The sequence below is a fragment of the Vibrio sp. THAF190c genome, assembly GCF_009363355.1.
In the GTDB taxonomy this organism is placed as follows: Bacteria; Pseudomonadota; Gammaproteobacteria; order Enterobacterales; family Vibrionaceae; genus Vibrio; species Vibrio fortis_A.
Window position 1 is genome coordinate 1,199,166 of the sequence record NZ_CP045338.1, and the last position, 21,016, is coordinate 1,220,181.

At 45.3% G+C, this 21,016-nt stretch carries 18 protein-coding genes and 1 tRNA gene; 16 read left to right on the forward strand and 3 right to left on the reverse strand.

Annotation, left to right across the window (positions count from 1 at the left end):
• Positions 1-8: 8 nt before the first annotated feature.
• From FIV04_RS05460 to FIV04_RS05520, 13 genes are all read left to right on the forward strand, one after another.
• Positions 9-458 (forward strand): L-alanine exporter AlaE, encoded by a 450-nt coding sequence (locus FIV04_RS05460; protein WP_032549397.1) that lies wholly within the window; start codon positions 9-11, stop codon positions 456-458.
• A 154-nt stretch (positions 459-612) separates the two neighbouring features.
• Positions 613-700, forward strand: a tRNA-Ser gene (locus FIV04_RS05465).
• 410 nt (positions 701-1,110) lie between these two features.
• Positions 1,111-2,088, forward strand: coding sequence for a LacI family DNA-binding transcriptional regulator (locus FIV04_RS05470; protein WP_152468480.1), 978 nt, complete (start codon positions 1,111-1,113; stop codon positions 2,086-2,088).
• Between the two features lie 298 nt (positions 2,089-2,386).
• Positions 2,387-3,625 carry an extracellular solute-binding protein gene (locus tag FIV04_RS05475; RefSeq protein ID WP_152468481.1) on the forward strand — a complete coding sequence of 413 codons (1,239 nt, stop codon included), beginning with the start codon at positions 2,387-2,389 and terminating at the stop codon, positions 3,623-3,625.
• Positions 3,626-3,636: 11 nt separating this feature from the next.
• Positions 3,637-4,731 carry a carbohydrate ABC transporter permease gene (locus FIV04_RS05480; RefSeq protein WP_152468482.1) on the forward strand — a complete coding sequence of 365 codons (1,095 nt, stop codon included), beginning with the start codon at positions 3,637-3,639 and terminating at the stop codon, positions 4,729-4,731.
• Positions 4,724-6,139 (forward strand): carbohydrate ABC transporter permease, encoded by a 1,416-nt coding sequence (locus FIV04_RS05485; RefSeq protein ID WP_152468483.1) that lies wholly within the window; start codon positions 4,724-4,726, stop codon positions 6,137-6,139. The genes FIV04_RS05480 and FIV04_RS05485 overlap by 8 nt, the downstream gene beginning before the upstream one ends.
• Before the next feature lie 18 nt (positions 6,140-6,157).
• On the forward strand, positions 6,158-8,500 hold the full coding sequence (locus tag FIV04_RS05490; protein WP_152468484.1) for a glycoside hydrolase family 65 protein: 2,343 nt from the start codon (positions 6,158-6,160) through the stop codon (positions 8,498-8,500).
• Positions 8,493-9,125 carry a beta-phosphoglucomutase gene (gene pgmB / locus FIV04_RS05495; RefSeq protein WP_152468485.1) on the forward strand — a complete coding sequence of 211 codons (633 nt, stop codon included), beginning with the start codon at positions 8,493-8,495 and terminating at the stop codon, positions 9,123-9,125. The genes FIV04_RS05490 and pgmB overlap by 8 nt, the downstream gene beginning before the upstream one ends.
• A gap of 105 nt (positions 9,126-9,230) precedes the next feature.
• Complete coding sequence (locus FIV04_RS05500) at positions 9,231-10,367, forward strand: ABC transporter ATP-binding protein (RefSeq protein WP_152468486.1); 1,137 nt, start codon at positions 9,231-9,233, stop codon at positions 10,365-10,367.
• 166 nt (positions 10,368-10,533) lie between these two features.
• On the forward strand, positions 10,534-11,583 hold the full coding sequence (locus FIV04_RS05505; protein ID WP_152468487.1) for an OmpG porin family protein: 1,050 nt from the start codon (positions 10,534-10,536) through the stop codon (positions 11,581-11,583).
• 168 nt (positions 11,584-11,751) lie between these two features.
• Positions 11,752-13,227, forward strand: coding sequence for a glycoside hydrolase family 32 protein (locus FIV04_RS05510; protein WP_152468488.1), 1,476 nt, complete (start codon positions 11,752-11,754; stop codon positions 13,225-13,227).
• Positions 13,227-15,161, forward strand: coding sequence for an alpha-amylase family protein (locus FIV04_RS05515; protein WP_152468489.1), 1,935 nt, complete (start codon positions 13,227-13,229; stop codon positions 15,159-15,161). The genes FIV04_RS05510 and FIV04_RS05515 overlap by 1 nt, the downstream gene beginning before the upstream one ends.
• Before the next feature lie 375 nt (positions 15,162-15,536).
• Positions 15,537-15,731, forward strand: coding sequence for a hypothetical protein (locus FIV04_RS05520; RefSeq protein WP_150871899.1), 195 nt, complete (start codon positions 15,537-15,539; stop codon positions 15,729-15,731).
• A 107-nt stretch (positions 15,732-15,838) separates the two neighbouring features.
• Here the strand turns inward: FIV04_RS05520 and FIV04_RS05525 are convergent, their stop codons facing one another.
• On the reverse strand, positions 15,839-16,510 hold the full coding sequence (locus tag FIV04_RS05525; RefSeq protein WP_152468490.1) for a DUF1826 domain-containing protein: 672 nt from the start codon (positions 16,508-16,510) through the stop codon (positions 15,839-15,841).
• Positions 16,511-16,777: 267 nt separating this feature from the next.
• Here FIV04_RS05525 and FIV04_RS05530 point away from each other — a divergent pair, with 267 nt between their 5' ends.
• Complete coding sequence (locus FIV04_RS05530; protein WP_152468491.1) at positions 16,778-17,710, forward strand: LysR family transcriptional regulator; 933 nt, start codon at positions 16,778-16,780, stop codon at positions 17,708-17,710.
• Between the two features lie 10 nt (positions 17,711-17,720).
• Here FIV04_RS05530 and FIV04_RS05535 read toward each other — a convergent pair whose 3' ends face one another.
• Together FIV04_RS05535 and FIV04_RS05540 are read right to left on the reverse strand one after the other, a co-directional pair.
• Positions 17,721-18,473: a DeoR/GlpR family DNA-binding transcription regulator gene (locus FIV04_RS05535; RefSeq protein ID WP_152468492.1), complete on the reverse strand. Its 753-nt coding sequence runs from the start codon at positions 18,471-18,473 to the stop codon at positions 17,721-17,723.
• A gap of 9 nt (positions 18,474-18,482) precedes the next feature.
• Positions 18,483-19,187 (reverse strand): glycerophosphodiester phosphodiesterase family protein, encoded by a 705-nt coding sequence (locus FIV04_RS05540; protein ID WP_152469532.1) that lies wholly within the window; start codon positions 19,185-19,187, stop codon positions 18,483-18,485.
• A 244-nt stretch (positions 19,188-19,431) separates the two neighbouring features.
• Between FIV04_RS05540 and FIV04_RS05545 the strand changes: the two genes are divergently transcribed.
• Both FIV04_RS05545 and FIV04_RS05550 read left to right on the forward strand, forming a co-directional pair.
• Positions 19,432-20,445, forward strand: a complete 1,014-nt coding sequence (locus FIV04_RS05545) for a C4-dicarboxylate TRAP transporter substrate-binding protein (RefSeq protein ID WP_152468493.1) — start codon at positions 19,432-19,434, stop codon at positions 20,443-20,445.
• Between the two features lie 102 nt (positions 20,446-20,547).
• Positions 20,548-21,012 carry a TRAP transporter small permease gene (locus FIV04_RS05550; protein WP_152468494.1) on the forward strand — a complete coding sequence of 155 codons (465 nt, stop codon included), beginning with the start codon at positions 20,548-20,550 and terminating at the stop codon, positions 21,010-21,012.
• Positions 21,013-21,016: the final 4 nt, after the last annotated feature.

A 21,016-nucleotide genomic window follows, 5' to 3' on the forward strand; every position in this document is an offset into this window, starting at 1 on the left:
TTTATGCGATGAAGTCTCGTGGGCCATTTTGTATTCGTAACGCAGCAGCGGATACTTTTGCTATGGTAGTTTTCTGTTTTATCTCTGGCATGATTGTTGAGATTTTTATCTCTGGTATGTCGTTTGAACAGTCTCTTGCATCACGAACGCTCTCTATCCCTGTGAATATTGCGATCGCATGGCCTTACGGTGTTTTTCGTGACTGGGTGTTACGTAACGGAGCGAAAATTTCAGACAGTTCATTGGCGAAAAACCTGTCTGATTTAGTTGCGTACGTTTTGTTCCAGTCTCCAGTTTATGCAGGTATCTTGTTCGCGGTAGGTGCTTCAACTGATCAAATCGTTACAGCAGTAACCAGTAACGCAGTGATTTCGTGCGGCATGGGCGTGCTATATGGCTACTTCTTGGATATGTGTCGTAAATGGTTCCGCGTACCGGGTTACTACCAACAAGCGTAATCTTGTTGATATTTGGTTTGTTTTCAAACGAATGAGTTAATTTGTAAGCGAACAGACTAATTAAGGTAACTTTTTTGACAATGCCCCTTGACCAATGCGAGCAGAATCAATAAAGTAGCGCCTCGTTGAGCAACACAGCTTAACAACAAAATTTGGTGAGGTGTCCGAGTGGCCGAAGGAGCACGCCTGGAAAGTGTGTATACGGAAACGTATCGAGGGTTCGAATCCCTCCCTCACCGCCATATTCCAGAAAGCCTAGCAGCAATGCTAGGCTTTCGTCGTTTTGGTGCTAAGAAAACTAAGCGCAAATATCAAAAAACATATCTTTAGCTATTTACTTCAAATTCCTTCTTTTCTCTTTACGTCGTTGCCCTTGTCACTTCTATTCTCACTTGTCTCTAATGTTTAATGTCATCTTCGTCGTCACCGATGTCTTAGATTCCTATGCCATTGAAACTAATAGGTAAAAGTGGACTTGAATGCTGCTTGTAAAAGGGCATTTGAGCTTGTGTTGTTTGAGAAGCTTTAAACAACGCGTTCTAACCGTGATGGTGATCATGAGTCGTTCTGTGTTTACGTATTTTTACTTGAAAAATATGATTATAAGAACATAATAAACGTAAAATTTACGTTTGTAGTCAGAGGGACCAGTGTGAGTGAATCGAAAACTGAGGCCGACTTAAAGAAAACAACGATACATGAGGCTGCAAAAATCGCAGGTGTATCAATTGCTTCTGTCAGTCGAGCTTTAAATAACAAACCCGGCATCAGTGAGAAAACGCGTAAACGTATTCTAGATATTTGTAAGGATTTGGGTTACGTACCGAGTACATCGGCACGCGAGCTCATGGGGAATCATAAAAATACCATTGCGATTTCTCTAGGACCTATCGATTTTTACGCTTCACGCTACTTGGGTATGCTTTGGCCGTCTCTCTCTGCAGCTATTCGCAACTCAGGACGTAACTTGTTGCCTGTGAGTTTTGGCGAGGTGGACTTACAACAAGTGGGTGGTGCGATTTTATTAGGTATGACCGCTAACGATCCGCGTGTCGAAACCTGTAAGGACCTTGGCTTGCCTTTTGTCTGTATTGGAATGAGCGAAGGTTCATTTTGGGTCGCTCCTGATGACTTTAATGGTGGCCGTGAGGCAACGCAACACCTTGTAGATAAAGGGTTAAGCGATATCTGCTTCGTGACACCTACGACATACGGTGATGGTTATCAATTCCGCCATCAAGGCTATATGTCAGTAATGGCGAGTAATGCACTTCCCATCAGAGAGCTAAGGACAGGCCATGATCCACTAGGTGAGATTGCCGCATACCGATACTTTATTTCGATGGATAAGCAGCAACTCGACGGTTACCAAGGGTTTGTTTGTGAAAGCGATGAAACAGCGCTTGGTGTGATCGCTGCTTTGAAAGACCGTGGATATCGTGTCCCAGAAGACTTTTCGGTTGTTGGCTATGATGGCTTGCCAGGAATCTCTAAAACTTTAACAACCGTTGTTCAAGACACTGACAAGATAGCGGCGAAAGCAGCCTCAATGCTTGAGCTAGCAATATTAGGCGAACAGCCTGTTGGTGCTGTAGTGCCTATTACATTGAAGCTCGGTGAAACGACATAAACACATAGTTTTACTTATTACCTAAAAAGGGCATATCGAAAGATATGCCCTTTTTATATAACCTAACGAAAAATTTACTCAATCGTGACATTTATAGAGCTCATTACGTACTTTTTATAGGTTTTTATAGGAGTAAATGTCCCATAAATGGATAATTATGGCTTTAAATTAGATCCTGATCACTAAAATAGACATGCCAAACGTTGCTCAAAACGAAACTGTGATCGATTTAACGTAAGCGTTTACGTAAACTCTGCATAATACCCTCAGATTTTGAAATTAAGGAACTGAGGGCAACATGAAAAAAACAATATTGGCGGCATCCCTACTTGCTGCAAGCCTATCTGCAACCGCAACTGAAAAGACGGAAGTTACTATCGCTGGGTGGGGTGGTAATGACGTTGTTGTGCTGAACAACTTGGTAAAAGAAGTATTGGCCGATGATTTTGAAGAAGCGGGGTTAACCGTTAAATACCAAGCGGTCGAAGGTGATTTCTCTCAGTTTATAACTAACTCTTTGTCTGCAGGTACAGCACCAGATGCTTTTTATGTTGATGTAGTTTTCGCTAACACTTTGGTCAACTCGGGTAAGGTCGCTGCAAACAGCGAATCGCTAAATAGCGTTAGCTCTGCAGTTATTCCAAGCCTCAATAGTGCGTTTACGTTAAATGGTAAACAGTATGGAATTGCTAAGGATTTCAATACTATCGCGCTTCAATATAACAAAGATATTTTTGATGACGCCGGCGTTGATTACCCAACTAACAGCGATTCTTGGGAAGATTTACGTAAAAAGCTGATCGCGGTGAAAGATGAACTAGGCGATGAAGTATCAGGTATCTGTGTTATGCCTGATTACGCGCGTTTTGCTCCATTCGCATTGGCGACAGGCTGGAAGCCATTCAATGAAGAAGGCAAGACAGTTCTTGATGAGAACTTCGAGCGTGCATTCAACTTCTACACAGGCTTAGTTTCTGAAGATGAAGTCGGTATTTTGGCTACAGACTTAGGTCAGGGCTGGGGTGGCGGTTGTTTTGGTACAGAAGAAACAGCGGTTGCGCTTGAAGGTAACTGGATCAGTGGCTACCTGCGCGACAAAGCGCCAAACCTTCCTTACGGCACAACTTTAATGCCAACCGACCCGAAAACAGGTGAGCGCGGCAACCTTCTATTTACTGTTGCTTGGGGCATAAACGCTGATGGCAAAAATGTAGAAGCAACGCAAAAAGCGGTCGAAATCTTAACGAGCCAAGAAGCGCAAGAGTGGGTACTGGACTCTGGTCTTGCACTACCTAGTCGTAAATCTCTAAGCGACGCGAAATTCTTTGAGGTTGAAGATTCAGAAAGTGAACTGGCGAAACAAGTCTTTAAAGGTGCTCTAGAAGGTAACGTTGAACCTTTTGCCTTTGGGGATTACGGCACGGCTTGGATGACTCCAATCAACGAAGCGCTGAACTCTGTACTGCTTGGTCAAATGACGCAAAAGGAAGCGCTCAAGATGGCTCAAGCGAAATACGATGCATTAACGGCTAAGTAGTAGGACGAGCGATGAACTCTTTACGTCTTCGCCAACAAGTTTACGGATGGCTCCTAGCTGGGCCATTTGTACTGACTTTGGTGGTGTTCTTTCTTTATGCATTGGTTCGAACGGTTTACTTCAGTTTTACTGAATACGACCTGTTTAGTGATGCGGTATGGGTTGGTTTAGCGAACTTCAAAGCATTGCTTACCGACGACTTATTTTTACTGTCATTGGCAAACACGATTTGGTTCTCCCTTATCGTTACCTGTGTGCAAACGGTGTTAGCGCTTGGTTTAGCAATCCTAGTTAACTCTAAGATTCGTGCGAAAAGCTTCTTTAGAACAGCCTTTTACCTACCAAGCATTCTTTCCAGTGCTGCGGTAACGCTGATCTTCATTTGGTTCTACCAAAAGAACGGTTACCTAAATGGCTTTGTTACAGACGTTGTGAATCACTATCCACACATCAGCTGCTTTGCTCTTATCGCGATTGCGACACAATTTGTTCTGGTAACGAAAGATCGCATGAAGGGCTTACCAGTGGGTTGGTTTGACCCAGCATGGGCAATCATCTCGGTGATTGTTGCAGGCCTAGCAACCTTTATTGCAAGTGCAATGGGTTGGGTTGAAGTGACCAAAGATGTGGTTGAAGTGAACTGGTTGAATACTCGTGACCACGTTGGTCCTATGCCACTGACTCTTTGGGCGATTGTTATTCAGAATATCTACACCACGATTCCGACCTTCATGCTGCTATTCCTAGCGGGATTGCAAGGCATTCCAGGTGAGTTGTACGAAGCAGCGCACATTGATGGGGCTAACAAGTGGCAACAGCACTGGAACATTACGATTCCTCAGTTAGCGCCAGTGACATTCGTTGTCGTGACCTTCTCGATTATCGGTACGCTACAGATGTTCGACCAAGTTGCTCTGCTAGGTTCAGCAGCTCCGCTTGAGTCTCGAATCACACTGGCTTACTACGTTTACCACAATGCTTTCCCACCGGGTGGCACACCACAAATCGGTATGGCGAGCGCAGCGGCATTGGTATTGGCATTCATTACATTGGCAGTGGTTTATCTGCAGAAAATCTTTGGAGTAAAGGAGAAAGCAGATGGCTAGTCAAACCATGACGTCAAAAGATGATGCAACTCCCGTGGCATCTATGGAGCAGGTTGCAAAGTTTCAAGCGCGACGCCGCTGGGCAAAAGTGGCTTGGGTATACAGTGCATTGATTCTAGTTGCAACGGTAATGCTAGGTACATTTGTGGTCGCTTTCCTAGCGAGCTTGAAGGATGACCCACTAGAGCAGCCGTTTAAATTCAGCTTTGCTCAGGTTCAACCGAGTAACTGGGGTGCGGCTTACCAGTTAGGTCAACAAGGCAATAACGCACCTATGTTCGGTGGTTTTGCTCCGGGTGCAGAGGTTAACTTCACAGTGACTTATGCGGTTGAAGAGGGCAAGGAATTCAAAGTTCCGACTATCGAAGTTCCGCGTCGCCGTCCAGGCACCGGTATGGCTGCTGCAACGGTGACAGACTTCGCTTCTGATTACGCAGTGGTGAGTGAACCTCGCTTAGTCGCTTCGAGTGACGACGTCACCTATGTCGAAAAACGTGGTCGTAACGAGATTACCAAGCAAGGTCAAAGTCAAACTTGGGAATTCAACGTTCGTTATCAAGGTAGTGGTCCTGAAATTGCGACGCTTCCTCTAACCGTTGAAGCGCCACGTGGTCAGGTGCTGATTGATAGCACGCTAGCACCAAGCAAGATGGAACGTCGCGGTCGAGTTGCAGCATGGGATAACGCGGCGCCAGGTCTTATTGGTTATGTATTTAAGTCTTACGTTCGTGTTTACACCGAGTCGGTAAGTTTGGATACCGGTAAGAGCTTGTTCATGAGCTGGACCATCAACTCGTTCTTCATCGCGATTGGCAAGGTGATTCTAACGCTGTTCTTTGCTTGTACAGCAGGTTACGCCCTAGCTCGATTGAAGTTCACTGGAGCACGCGCAGTCTTTGCTTTCATGCTGTTCAGCATGATGATTCCAGGACAGGTGACGTTTATTTCCAACTATCTGATCTACAAAGATATTGGATTATTGAATACGCCTTGGGCCGTGATTACTGCGGTGGTGGCATCGGGGCAAGTTCTGATTATGAAGCAGTTCTTCGAGAACATTCCTAAAGAACTTGAAGAAGCCGCAATCGTAGATGGCGCGAGCCCAGCCGTGATTCTTTGGAAAGTCTTTATGCCACTGGCTAAGCCAGCCATTTTGTCGGTCACTATCCTTGGTTTCCAAGGTGCATGGAACGACTTCTTCTGGCCGCTGGTGGTGATAAACAGCCCAGCTGACGCATTCACGCTTCCTGTTGGTCTATTAAGTTTACGTAACGCTTATGGCGTAGCAGGTGACTGGAACCTGATTCTGGCAGGCGCATTCCTGTCGACAATCCCAGTACTGATTGTATTTATGGTATTTCAACGTTACTTCGTTGGTAACGATATTTCTTCCGCTGTTAAAGGTTAATTCTCGGGGATATTTAAGATGTTTATGAACTACACCGCTGGTCAAGGCGAACTAAAAAACTGGATCGTTGAAGAGACGGCATTTGATTCAGCACTTCAAGGTAAATGTGAAGTTGTGATGAGTTTAGGTAATGGCTACATGGGTGCACGCAGTGCCACGGAAGAAAAGTATGTAGGCCAAGTGCGCAACTTATTCATCGCAGGTACTTATAACAAGTTTGACGAAGAGGAAGTGACCGAGCTTCCAAACGCTGCAGATATGAGCTCAATTGAGATGTTCATTGATGGCCGTCGTTTCCACTTGGAGTCTGGCGAAGTAAGTAACTACTCTCGTCGTCTAAACGTGAAGAACGGTGAACTGACGCGTGAGTTCACTTGGACAAACACAGAAGGCAAAACGTTTGAGATGCGCTTCCGTCGCTTTATCTCTCAAGCAAACCTTCACCTGATGGCGTTCGACGTTCACGTTAAGGCTGTGAACAGCGATGCGAAAATCGAAATCCGTTCGGGCGTTGATGCTCAACTGTCAAACTCAGGCGCTCAGCACTTCCACGAAGGTGAGAAGCGTATTTATGACAAGCGCTTCATCGAACTTCTACAGCACACGACAGAAAGCAAAGTTGATTTCGTATTCCTAACGTCTCACCGTTACTTCGTAAATGGTACAGAAGTTGAGATCGACCCAGGTCTACAGATGGACCGCCGTAAGGTATGGCTGAACATTCATCAAGAGCTAAAAGCAGGCGAGACATTTGGTACTGAGAAAGTGGGTGTTGTACACACTTCTCGTGACAAGCAGTTCGATGTTGAAGGCTATGAGCTACAAGCTCTACGTGACCACGCGCTAACTAACCTAAAAATGAACGCTGACCGCAGCTTTGACGAGCTACTAGCAGACAGTGCAGTTGAGTGGGACAAGCGTTGGGACAACATGAGCATCACCATCGGTGGTAACGACTTTGACCAACTAGCGACTCGTTTTGCTCAGTACCAACTGAACATCTTCACGCCAATGCACGATTCTCGCTTCGGTATCGGCGCAAAAGGTCTATCAGGCGAAGGCTACAAAGGTCACTCATTCTGGGATACAGAAGTATTCATGCTTCCGTTCTTCATCTACACAATGCCAGAAGTTGCACGCAGCCTACTTGAGTACCGCTTTAAAACACTTGGCGGCGCACGTAAGAAAGCAGCAGACAACGGCTACATTGGTGCTCAGTTCCCATGGGAATCTGCACTAACAGGTGAAGAAGTAACGCCAGTATGGGGCGCAGTAGACATCATCACTGGTAAGTCGACTAAGATCTGGTCTGGCTTTATCGAGCAGCACATCACGTGTGACATCACTTACGCACTGTGGCAGTACTACCAAATCACTGGCGACCAGAAGTTCATGGACGACATGGGCTACGAGATCATGTTTGACACAGCAACGTTCTGGACAAGCCGTCTAGAGTGGCTAGAAGACCGCAACATGTGGGGTATCTGTAACGTAATCGGTCCTGATGAGTACAAAGAACACATCGACAACAATGCGTTCACGAACTACATGGCAGTAGAGAACATCAAGCTAGCGATTCGTTACTACGAAGACCTAGAAGCGTCTAACCCAGAGCTACTGGCTAAGCTGTCTGACAAGTTGAACCTAGTTGAAGCTCGCAAGATGTGGCTAGAGCGCGTAGATGACATCTACCTACCGCAACCGCGTGAAGAAGATAAGATCATCCCGCAGGACGATACTTACCTACAGAAAGAGATCATTGACCTGACTAAGTACAAAGAGCAGCCGTTCGTTGGTGGTTTGTTCCAAGACTACAGCCTAGATCAAGTGAATGAGATGCAGGTTTCTAAGCAAGCAGACATCATGGTTCTTTTCCTACAACAGGAAGACAAGTTTGACCTAGAAACTAAGCTTGCGAACTGGAACTACTACGAGCCGAAAACGCTACACGATTCGTCTCTAAGTCTATCAACTCACTCGGTACTGGCGTCAGATGTGGGTAACCCAGAGCTGTCTTACGACCTGTTCCAACAAGCGGCGTCTATCGACATCGGTCAAAACATGAAGAGCTCGGATCACGGTATCCACGCAGCGTCTATCGGTGGTATGTGGCAGTGCGTGGTATACGGCTTCGGTGGCGTACGTATGCTTGGCGGCGAGCTTCGCATTAACCCTAACCTGCCTAAACAGTGGGATAGCGTGAACTTCCCAATCTACTGGAAAGGTGAGCGTCTAGAAGTAACGGTAGACAACGCACGAGTAAGCATTGTTCGTCCAGAGTTTAACGGCCAACCACTTAACATCGAAGTTGCGGGTGAGCCACGTGTAATCGAATCAACAGAGGCTGTATTCAATGTGTAAGGCATTTATTTTCGACCTTGATGGCGTAATTACCGATACCGCTGAACTGCACTACCAAGCATGGCAACGCATGGCGAACGAAGAAGGTTACTACTTCGACCGCGAAATCAACGAGCAGCTGCGTGGTGTTTCTCGCGAAGCATCTCTAAAAATCATCCTAGATGGTCGTGAGATCAGCGAAGAGAAATTTGCAGACCTAATGAAGCGTAAGAACGACTACTACGTTGACCTGCTAAACACGATTTCTGCAAAAGACGTTCTGCCAGGTATCGAGCAGTTCCTACTGGAGCTAAACGCACGTGGTATCAAGGTAGCACTGGCGTCAGCAAGTAAAAATGCACGTCCAATCCTACACCGTCTTGGCTTAACGCCGCTGTTTGATGCCATCGGTGATGGTTGGTCAGTGCAGCGTTCTAAGCCTGCGCCAGATGTATTTATTCACGCTGCAGGCCAAGTAGGCGTAAACGCTGACGAGTGCATTGTGGTTGAAGATGCAGAAGCGGGTGTAGACGCAGCGAAAGAAGCAGGCATGCGCGTTGTGGGTATCGGCCCTGATGAGCGTGTTGGTCATGCAACATGGCGCTTCGAGGACACAGCTGACATGAAACTCGCTGCAATCCTGTAAAGCAAATCGCTAGCAAAAATTAGCTTTACACATAATAAGAAAGGGGCAGCTTGCCTGCCCCTAATACGCCCAACAAGGCGAAAGAATTAGAACGTAGGTAGAACAATGGCACGCTTAGAACTGAAGAACATCAACAAAATCTATCCAGATGGTGCGCACATCATCAAAGACGCCAACCTAGTGATCGAAGACGGTGAATTTACGGTTTTCGTTGGCCCATCCGGTTGTGGTAAATCAACTATGCTGCGCATGGTCGCTGGCTTAGAAGAGATTTCTTCAGGCGAAATGTGTCTAGACGGCGAGGTAGTGAACAACCTGTCTCCTACGGATCGTGGTATTGGGATGGTTTTCCAATCCTACGCACTCTACCCACATATGACGGTAGAAGAGAACATCGCATTTGGTCTGAAACTGGCGAAAAAGCTAAGTGCAGACGAAATCAAAAAAGCAGTTAAAGATGTCGGCGAAATGCTTGAGCTGACAAACCTTATGAAGCAAAAGCCAAGTCAACTTTCTGGTGGTCAGCGTCAACGTGTGGCGATTGGTCGTGCGATTGTCCGCAACCCAAAACTTTTCCTTCTTGATGAACCACTATCGAACCTTGACGCTTCTCTGCGTGTTCGCATGCGTCTTCAATTGGCGGAATACCACCAGAAATTGAAATCGACGGTGATTTACGTAACACACGACCAAGTAGAAGCGATGACCCTTGCAGACAAAATCGTGGTACTGCGTGATGGTGCGATTGAGCAAGTCGGTTCACCGTTAGATCTCTACTACTTCCCGAAAACTCTGTTCGTTGCAGGCTTTATTGGTTCTCCAAAGATGAACCTATTACCAGCAACATTGATTTCTGCTTGTGAAGAAAAAGCGCATGTAGAAGTGGGTGACTACAAATTTGAAGCGCAAGTGAATACTCAAGGAGCAACGCAAGGCGCACTAATGACACTAGGTATTCGTCCAGAAGACATCCACCTAGATGAGAAAGGCGTTGGCGTTATCGTTGAAGGTCTTGAGCGTCTTGGCACGGAATCACTGCTTTACACGACATTGGTACGTGGCGGTCAAGAAGTCTTAGTGCGCGTTCCGGGTACAGTACACGTTGAAGTGGGGCAGCGTTTGAATATCCGCATCCCTGCTGAAAAATGTCATCTATTTGATAGCAAAGGTAAGGCATACGAGCGTGGTCATACGCTTAATGACCTAATCACGCTGCCACCTCAAGTGCAGCAAGCAAGTTAACCAATATAAGAATAATAAAAAAGCCCGCGGGTTAGCGGGCTTCTAATTACTGCGTTAGCAACGGTTGCAGCCAATGCCAACGTGAACATTAATGCCTGTTGTAGCAGGTACCAATAATTGCTCCTCATCGGAGCGACAGTAACATAGTGATAATAAGGTAATAATCATGAAAAAGACAGTAGTGGCTTCCTCTGTATTTCTAGCTCTAATGCTATCTGGTGCAGCTTTTGCCGAAGACAAAGCAAAAAGCAACGCTGAGTTGAAAGCAAAACTAATGGCACTAGAAGGTGAATACTCTAAAGCCGAACTACTCACTGCTCTTGACGCTGAGCGAAAAGCGCAAGAGGGCAAGTTCCATGGCACCATCGGTACCAACGTTGAGGTCGAAGAATGGAGCGGTAGCCGATCGAACGGTGATAGCTGGGAAGGTGGTAAAGTCAAATACTCACTTGCGAATGGTAATTTCCGTCACGATGACCTGCCAGGCTACGACTTTGGTTTCTATATGGCTCGCGAGTTCATCTACAACGGCACACTTTTTTCAGCGAACCATGAAGATCAAAACGACATTACTGAAATCTACGTAAACAAGAGTTACGGCATCAAGAATGGCAACATTGGCTGGGGTCTCAAGTATGCACAAGAGAGTATCGACCATCGCAGTGTTCCGGGAGCTAAAGTTTTCGGTTCTTACCAAATCAATGATTGGCTCGATGTCCATGGCTACGGTCTCTACCAAGTAGAAATGAAGCGTAAAGAGGGTCATACGTTAGACGATGGTTCTGTTGTTGGCCGAGCTATGGGGAATTTTAACTACTGGGAAATCGAACCGGGTCTAGGTTTTAAGATTGCCGATAACATGGGCGCTTGGATTAACTTCCGTTACCAACAAGGCACGTGGGAAGAAAAAGGCGTATCACACGAAAACGTTGAGACTGAAACCATTATTAAACCTGGTATGTGGTATAGCTTTGGCAAATTAGGTACTGCGCTGTTTGCTGAGATTGGTTCTTTTGAGAACGAACTCGGTGCAACAGGTAACAAGCATAAAGAAGACTACGTAAAAGTGGGTGCTTCTGCTAACTACCCACTTTCTAAAAACTGGCGCGTCTTTGGTGAGTTCAGCTACAAGACTGTGGATATTGAATACGACAACGGTGACACAGGTGACAACACTCTGCCGTTTGGCTTAATCGGTGTTAACTACAGTTTCTAAATTCATAACTCCCCCTGTTAATCAAGCAGGGGGAACCACTCCTATCAGTATTTCTAGTTTCGGACTGGCTTTGGCGGCAACAGGTCCTTTTCGGAGCCTAGGTGTAGGCTCCATTTTTTATCGCCTATTCGAACCTAGACATATTTTTAACAACATCGGTATCGGCTTATGAGCGAACAATATCGCCCTTCACTCCACATGACTCCTGAATCTGGCTGGATGAATGACCCCAACGGATTGGTCTACTTCAACGGCCAGTATCACCAGTTTTACCAATATTACCCTCATGACACTGTATGGGGGCCAATGCACTGGGGACACAAAACCAGTACAGATCTGATTCACTGGCAAGAACATAGCCCAGCACTGCTACCTGATGAGTCAGGAATGTGCTTCTCTGGCAGTGCAATTGTCGATTGGCATAATACCTCTGGATTATTTGAGGATGAACAGCCGGGTTTACTTGCTTTCTACACGTCGTTTATCCAACCAAAAGTGACGCTTGCTGATGGCTCGGAAGTGGAAGACCCTATTCAACAACAGTCTCTAGCGTACAGCCAAGATGGCATGACTTGGACGAAGTATGCTGATGGCGCGCCGATTATCCCAGCTCGTGGCAACCCTGACTTTCGTGATCCGAAAGTGCTCTGGCATGAAGAGAGCCAAGCTTGGGTAATGGTGGTCTCGTGTGGGCAACATATTGAGTTCTACCGTTCAACCAACCTACTAGACTGGCGATTAGTGAGTGAGTTTGGTTATCGTCACGGCGCGCACAGTAAAGGCCCTTGGGAGTGTCCGGACCTGTTTGAGATGCAAATTGAAGGCAGCGACGCAACTCGTTGGGTACTGGTGGTTGGCATTGGTGAGGGCGCACATTGTGGTGGCGCAGGCACTCAATACTTTATTGGGGATTTCGATGGTGAAACCTTCACTAACCATAATCATCCGGAAACAGTGCTTTGGCTGGACTTTGGTCGTGATTACTACGCCACACAATCTTTCTCTGACATACCAACACAAGATGGTCGTCGTATCGTCAGTACATGGATGAGCAACCATCAATATTCTTTAGAATTACCCACAAACGCTTTCCGTAGTTCAATGGCATTACCGCGAGAACTGTTCCTGTTCGAAAGTAACGCGGGTTTGAGAGTCGGGCAGCATTTTATCAAAGAGCTTAATAAGGCGTTAAGCCTTGATGCACAAGAGATCTTCCCAAGTGATGAGCAAGCGGTAAGTATTTACAGTCAACATAAGACAATGAAGTTCAGCGCGCATTGTGAGCTTGAAGCTGAGCAAACTTTGCATTTAAACCTGTACCAAGACACGCCAGCTTTCTTTGAATTTAAACGCTCGGAAAAAGGCATTGAAGTGCGTTCGGTGCGTCGTGGTCAGTTTGGCAAATCGCGCATTGATGAGTACTTCCCACACGACTACCGTATCGATCTTCCGGTCGAGAGCAAATTCCAATTTGAGGTGTTGATTGATAAAGGCTCGGTCGAGCTCCTGATTAATGGTGGTGAGTTCAGTTTCACCAATCTTGTTTATGCCCAAAATACCGATGCTAGCGTGGTACTTAGTGTCGATAGCGGCAGCTTAAACCTAGCCAATGTCCAAGTAGCCAGCCTAATGGGGGACAAATAATGTTATCGGAACAACAAGCTCAAAAGGCATTGAACCAAGTACTGGATTCAGTTGAACTGCCAAAGCTTACCAAAAAAGATGAGAAGGTATTTCTAGAACGTCTAGAGCAATACTTCCCATCATTGACCAGTAAATTGCATGAACTTTATGGTGAACGCTACGACTTCTTCCTTCATCTACAAAAGCTGGTGGTTGTGCTCGCGAAAGCGTTCGCTGGCCGTAAGCGAAAGTGGAAGAACCTAGATGAAAAGCGATTGAAGAACCCAACTTGGTACCGAAGCGAAAAAATGCTTGGTATGGCGGTATACGTTGACCTGTTTGCAGGAGACCTGAAAAAGCTACAACAGAAGATCTCATACCTAAAATCACTAGGCATTAATTACCTGCACCTGATGCCGCTTTACAAAGCGCCTGAGGGTGACAATGATGGTGGTTACGCAGTATCGGACTACCGTAAGGTTGACCCTAAGTTAGGGACAGAAAAAGATCTCGCCAAACTCGCCGAGGCGCTGTCTGATGATGGCATTAGCCTAGTGCTGGATTTCGTATTCAACCACACTTCAGATGAGCACCATTGGGCAGAGCAAGCACGCAAGGGTAACCCAGAGTTTGAAGATTTCTACTACTTCTTCACTGACCAGCAAGATGTGAATGACTACAACCAGACTTGTCGTGAGATCTTCCCAACGGTGCGTCGTGGCAGCTTTACTTACCTTGATGATGTTCAAAAGCACGTTTGGACTACGTTCAACAGCTTCCAATGGGATCTGAACTATTCGAACCCAGCGGTGTTTAATGCAATCACTGATGAGATGCTATTCCTAGCGAACATTGGCTGTGAGGGCTTACGCCTAGATGCGCTTGCGTTTATCTGGAAAGAGAAGTGGACACAGTGTGAGAGCCTCCCAAAAGCACATACTCTGATTCAGTGTTTCAATACTTGTCTACAAATCGCTGCTCCAGCGGTACTGTTTAAGTCAGAGGCGATCGTCCACCCTGATGAAGTGGCACAATACATTGATAAAGATGAGTGTCAGCTATCGTATAACCCGCTAATGATGGCGTTGATGTGGGAAAGCTTGGCTACGCGTAAAACCGAGCTGCTAACCGCGTCGCTTAAGAAGAGTTTCGAAATCTCAGGTGAGTGTTCATGGGTGAACTACATCCGTTGCCATGATGATATCGGTTGGACGTTTGATGATGCAGTTGCCGAACAGTTAGGCATCAATGGTTTCGAGCACCGTCGATTCTTGAACCAGTTCTATACCGGCAAGTTTGAAGGTTCATTCTCTCAAGGCGTGCCATTCCAAGAAAATCCAACTACGGGCGATTGTCGCGTGTGTGGTTCATTGGCATCTCTAGCGGGGTTAGAAAAAGCTATTGAAACCGACGATTCACAAGAGATTGAGTTTGCTCTCAAACGTATTCGTCTATTAAACAGTATCAACCTCAGTATTGGTGGTATCCCGCTTATCTATCAAGGCGATGAGTTAGGGATTCTGAACGACCACGCTTATCTAGAGGATGAGTTTAAACGTGATGATACTCGTTGGGTAAACCGTCCCGCTATCACTGCTGATGCGATTAAACTTGCTGAACAATCTGGCAGTTACCAAAACCGAATCAGCCAAGATCTGAAAAAGATGGTAGCGCTGCGTAAGCAAAACCCAGTGTTTGGAGAGGCGAAAACAGAAATCCTTGAGACCTATCGTCCACACTTGTTTGCGTACTGCCGCAGTCATGAAAATGGTGAAAGCCTGTTGGCGATATGCAACTTTAGTGAAACGGTTCAACATATTCCGGCATCAATTTGTGATGTGTTAGGCAGTCGAGATTGTATTGATATCCTATCTGGGCAACACATTTCTGAACCGACAATTGTAGTACCGGCCTATGAGGTGATGTGGTTGGTTAAAAGTGCTAAGTCGAGTTAGGTAAAATGGAATGTAATTGAGGGGGAGATCATCAGTCTGAATTACATTTTGATGAAAGGCTCTGGATAAGAGGAGCTCCATTTATGTCGCTCATTACGTAACTGCGTATTTTGAGCTTTGCTTAGCAATCAAACAGATAGCCAGTTTACGTAATGGCTTCACGAAAACAGAGTATAAAAAGCCTCACAACGTAGTGAGGCTTTTTACGTTAATTTGTTATCAGTGCGTAAAATTATCTAATAAAAACTTACGTCGCGTAAATATAAATCATTGTAAAATAATGATATTTTCTTTATCCTCCACGGTTCCATGCACTAAGATCTAAATGTCACCTTGCCAAAGGTTGCTTTGAATCTGATAACTTAGGAGAGCCAAATGAAATATCTAATCGCACTCGCTGTTGCGCTGACTTCTTTGTCTTCTGTTGCTGAGATGCCTAAAAACACCGAACCAGTCATGGCGTGTTATTTCAATGGAAACTTGATCGGCAATATGACTCCGACACAATGTTTTTCAAAAGGGGGCGCTTTGTATCACGTGCAGCGTTCTTCATCTCGAACATCTCATTAAATCTACTTAGAGGAAGTCGCCAATTTTATGTTGGTTATACTTCCTCGCTGTTCAAAATATTCGACTCACGTTAAGCCTAAAAGCGACTGGACTTCAGCGTTCAACCATTAACCAAAGTCTACGGTCAACAGCAGTCTATTCTCTTGTGCAGAAACCATTGGTGAGCGATGTACTAATGCCGTTTCTTCATTACCAATCCACGCTCCGCCTTTTAATAGCGCGACGTCACCACACGACAACTGTTGAACGTTACTTTCATCTTGGTATAAGCCGGATAGGTGGTCAGGTTGTCCGTTGCTGCCATGTCCAAGCTTAGAGCGATCAAGTACATGGTTAGGTAGCCATTGTGTTGCTGTGCCATGGAAAGTGGTAACCAACCGACAAGGGACACGATCGACATGAAAGCGTGGGCACATAGCGCTGTTTAATGTTGCTAGGCGTACACCAGCATCTTTGAGATCGAATAAGCAACAGAACATATCGACTAGCTCAGCAATGTTCTGAACTAAAGCTGGAGGCAAGTCGTCGAGTGAATTTTGTAATTCTTGATAAGCACTTTCAGAAGAGACGTTCACTGACTTACTGAAATCCGGGTTATTAGCAACAAACTCCTCAATGGCTTCTGTCAGTTCCCCACTGAAAGCACGCTCCCAAACCACCATATTCAGATTGTCTTGATAGATATCTGTAAGCACTGTTGGTAATTTCCCTTTGCTGAACGAAGGTGTATTGCTCGTTTCGGTATCAGCAGCAAATAGTTCAGTAGTCTCAGTGTTCATGGTGTGATCCCCAGTGTCTAAATTGGTTAACGCTATATGACATTTCACAGCATCAATAATAGCTGATTTTTGAAATGTTATATCATAACAATTGTGGCAATCAAAATGCAGCGATTAAACAGCGTTGGGATAACTTTTCTGTTCGACAGTAGTTAGGTGACCTCAAGCACAGATTTATCCCTTACAACGATAAGAAGAGAATTTATCGAGATCAGATAGCAACAAATATGAGAACCTTAGCAAATTGCTGTAGTACAAGGATTTATTATGCATCATTTCAATATACGCGCTTTGGAGTATCTAAATGGGTTGTCTAAGTACGGCTCATTACGCAAGGCGGCGAAAATGCTCAACGTAGACCCGGCAGCCATGAGTCGCATGCTAGGGCAACTTGAAGCTCAAGTTGAAATGAAAGTGTGGGAGCGTAATAACCGTCAATCGTATTTGACCGAGGCTGGTAATGAGTTGCTTAATCATTATCGCAACATTATACGCAGTGAAGTGGCGGTGCTTTCTCAGCTAACGAAGTTGAAAAACTTAACGGGCGGTAGTGTCAGTATTGCGATCGGAGAAGGCTTCATTACTAATCTCGTTTCCAAGCCGATGGAAACCTTTATGACTCGTTACCCTGATATCAATTTATCGATTGAAATCGCTGGTGCGCTAGATGCGGTTAAACTACTTGAAGATCAGCAGATCGATTTCGCGATTACCTATGCAGCCGCGCCCCATCCTAAGCTTCATACTCATGTAGAGCGCAGTCACCCGCTAGAGCTCATCGTCCCTAAAGGGCATCTTCTAACGTTGAAAGATGAACCGACAACACTGCAAGATCTGCAGGCTTTACCTCTCGCGCTGATCGATAACTCAACTGGTATGGGTAGGCTTGTTCATCATGCAGAGCAGGTGTCTCATGTGAGTCTTTCACCAAAGTTGCAGACCAACTCTGTGAGCGCCTTGAAAAACTTTGTATCAGCTGGGCTGGGCGTTACTTTTATGCCGAAGCTAACGGTCTTGGAAGAGGTTGAATCGGGAGAGATTGAGATAGTGCCAACTGATCTTGAGATCTTGTCTAAAGCTCGAGTGAAAGTGCAGTCACTAAAAGGTCGGGCATTGAGCTCTCAAGCGAGTACATTGCTTGATTTCTTAGTCGAAAACACCCACTTCCTTCGTAGCGATGCAAGTGGGCTGGCTCGATAATCGGCGGAAATTAAGCAGATACAGTATCGTCGATGAGCTGAACGTTTAGCTCTTTTGGGAGTTGGCGATTATTGGTATAGATACGATCAAATCGATCTAGGGCAGCGACTTTCAGTGCAGCAAAGCGACCCCATTTACTCGCGTCTGCGACTAGCCAGCATTCACGGCTGTTGTTGAGAATGGCTTTGGAAAGGTCGGCCTCAACTTGTTCATGCTCCATCGCATAGTGGCTCGTTGTGATAGAGCCACAACCACAAATACCAATGTCTGCTTCAAAATCAGAGAAGAAGCTAACCACGCTGCTGCCTACCATATCTTGGTGTTCACGACGCAGTAAACCGCCTGCTAAATAGACCTCGATCTGCTCGTTCGCTTCTAAAATTCGCGCAACTTGCAGGTTGTTAGTGATAACGCGTAGAGCGGGCTTTGCAAGCAGATACTGAGCGATTCGAGTCACGGTTGTGCCAATCCCCATCATCACAGTCGACCCTTCCGGTATAGCATTAGCGACCGCCATTGCGATGCCGTCTTTGACTTCGGACTCAACGCCAGTGCGAAAGCGATAGCTAGTGTTGGTTAGTGCGGTCGGTAGGCTCACACCACCATGCACACGTCTTGCTAATCCTTGTTCGCACAGTTGGTTTACATCACGTCGAATAGTTTGCGTAGTAACAGCAAACTGGTCAGCGAGATGGTCGATCTGAACATCTTGATTGGATTTAAGAGTGGCGAGTATCTGCTTTTGGCGCTGGTTTAATTCCATAGTGTTTCACTAAAATTGGTTCGGCATGTCGGTAATGATGTTGTCGACACCCATCTCATAGAATCCTTTCGCTTTCGATGGTTCATTGAGTGTCCATATCTTGAGGATTATACCCGATTCTTTTATCTCATTGGCGATAGAAATATCGAGTAGCTGGTGGTCGATATGAATACTATAAAGGTCTAAGCATAGAAGTGTGTTCAAACTGCTTTGATCCCACTTATCACAGATAAAACCGCGTCTTACTTGAGGGTAGTGTGCTTTGCATTGAGCCAACACATCTTGGTTGAAGCTTGAAAACAACAGCTTATCTAGTGGGTAATTAATACGTTCAACAGCCGCAAGCACCTCATCGGTTAGTGCTTGTATTGTGTGTTGGTTATAGACCTTTAATTCGAGGTTTAAGGTTACCCCAAGCTCCATACACTTGAGCATCGCTTCTTCCAAGGTAGGAATAGTAACCCCCTCGAATTCTTTACTAAACCAACTACCAGCATCTAAGGCTTGAATATCTGCGAGCGTCAGTTCGGATAATTTACCAGTGCCGTTAGTACAACGATCAACGGTTTCATCATGCATAACGACTGGGATGTTATCAGCAGTTAGCTGAGTATCAACCTCTACCCACTTGGCGCCCGCTTGGGATGCTCGTTCAATACTTACCAATGTATTTTCTGGTGCCAAAAGTGCTGCACCGCGATGGCCTGTGATCATGTCAATGTCTATTTGTTCATTTGAAAGTTGAGTGAACATTACCTCTCTATCATTACAGATTTATTACTACCTATATGAAAAGTGAGCGACAAAATTTACGTTTTATGGGCAATGTCATGTTTTACGTAATGTTCAAATAAACATTTTTATGTTCATATGAATGTAATAATTGAATCGCATACTCAACCAAAATTTAGCCTTCTATACTCAATTGAAGTAACACATCCAAAATAAAGGATTCAAAATGAAAAAGCTAATAGGAACAGTAATTACAGCCGCGGCGCTCCTTGTCGGTTGTGGTCAGGCAGATGAAGCAGCAACAGAAGCAAAGATTGAGCCGATTGATATCAATATGAGCTTGGTGTTCACTCAGAATGAGCTTCTAACGCAAGAACTAGTCAAAGTCACGGACAAGATTCGTGAACGCACTGATGGATCGGTTAACATTAAAGTCTTCCCTGGTGGTCAACTGCCTGTTTATAAAGACAACTTAGAGCAAGTAGTAAACGGTGCTAACTGGATTGCTGTAGAAGATCTGACTTACCTTGGTGATTATGTTCCTGATTTTGCAGCACTTGCGGGTCCTATGTTGTACAACTCTTACGATGAATACTTGGCAATGATGGATACCGACTATGTTGCAGGTCTTAAGCAACAAGCTGAAGAGAAGGGCATTAAGGTATTAAACGCGGACTATATGTTTGGTTTTCGTCATATGATCACCAATAAAGAGATTGTTAACTCTTCAGATATGGCGGGGATGCGTATTCGTGTACCACAAAGCCAACTGTTTATTAGCACACTCTCTGCTATGGGCGCAGCGCCGGCTTCTCTTCCTTTCCCAGAAACATACGCTGGTGTTCAGCAAGGTGTTGTTGATGGTCTAGAAGGCTCTATCTTGACTATGTACTCAACGAAGATCTACGAAGTTGCTAAGAACATGTCGCTAACTAAGCACTTCCTTGGCTCTGTTGGCATCTACATTTCTCCAACCTTGTGGGATAAGTTCACGCCAGAACAGCAAGCCATTATCAACGAAGAGCTAGAAGCGGGTGTTGAATCTAACACTCAAGAACTGGTTAAACTTGATGAAGAATACAAGCAGAAGCTAGAAGAACTGGGTGTGACGTTTAATGAAGTGAACTCTGAAGAGTTTAACCAGCTGACGGCAGATGTTTACAACCAGTTCCCCACTTGGAGCGAAGGTGTTCACGCGACCATCATGAAAGAACTTGAGACGATTCGTGCGGCTCAATAACGATTAGAATCCCATTTGTTAACACTAGCGACCCAATAGTTTTGGGTCGCTTGATTCCTATTTGCTCGCAGCATTCATAGCGAGTAAATCTAGGAGGAACTCTTGTTTTTATTAAGAAACCTTGAAGAAATCTTAGCGTCGATTGCGATTTCAATCACAGTGCTCGTTGTAATCGTTAACGTGGTTTTACGCTATGGATTTGGCTTTGTTGTCCCTTGGAGCGAAGAGCTCTCAGTGATCTGTTTTATCTGGGCTGTCTATTTAGGCATCAGCTCATGCTACAAGCATAAACTTCATATGGGAGTGGATGTGATTGTGGCCCTGTTACCAACGCGTCCCAAACGCATTTTTAAACTAGGGGTCTCGGTATTCCTATTGGGCATCAACATTTTGATGTCAGTTCTTAGTTATCAGTATTTGATGCTCTCTAGCAAAGTCACGCCAGTAATGGGGATGTCTTATTTTGCTATAAATGGCGTGCTGTTACTCAGTTTCTCTTTGATGGCTATCCACACTGTTAAGTTTATTGTTGACGATGTGGCTTCTTTAAAAAGTTCTAAGCAGTAGGTAC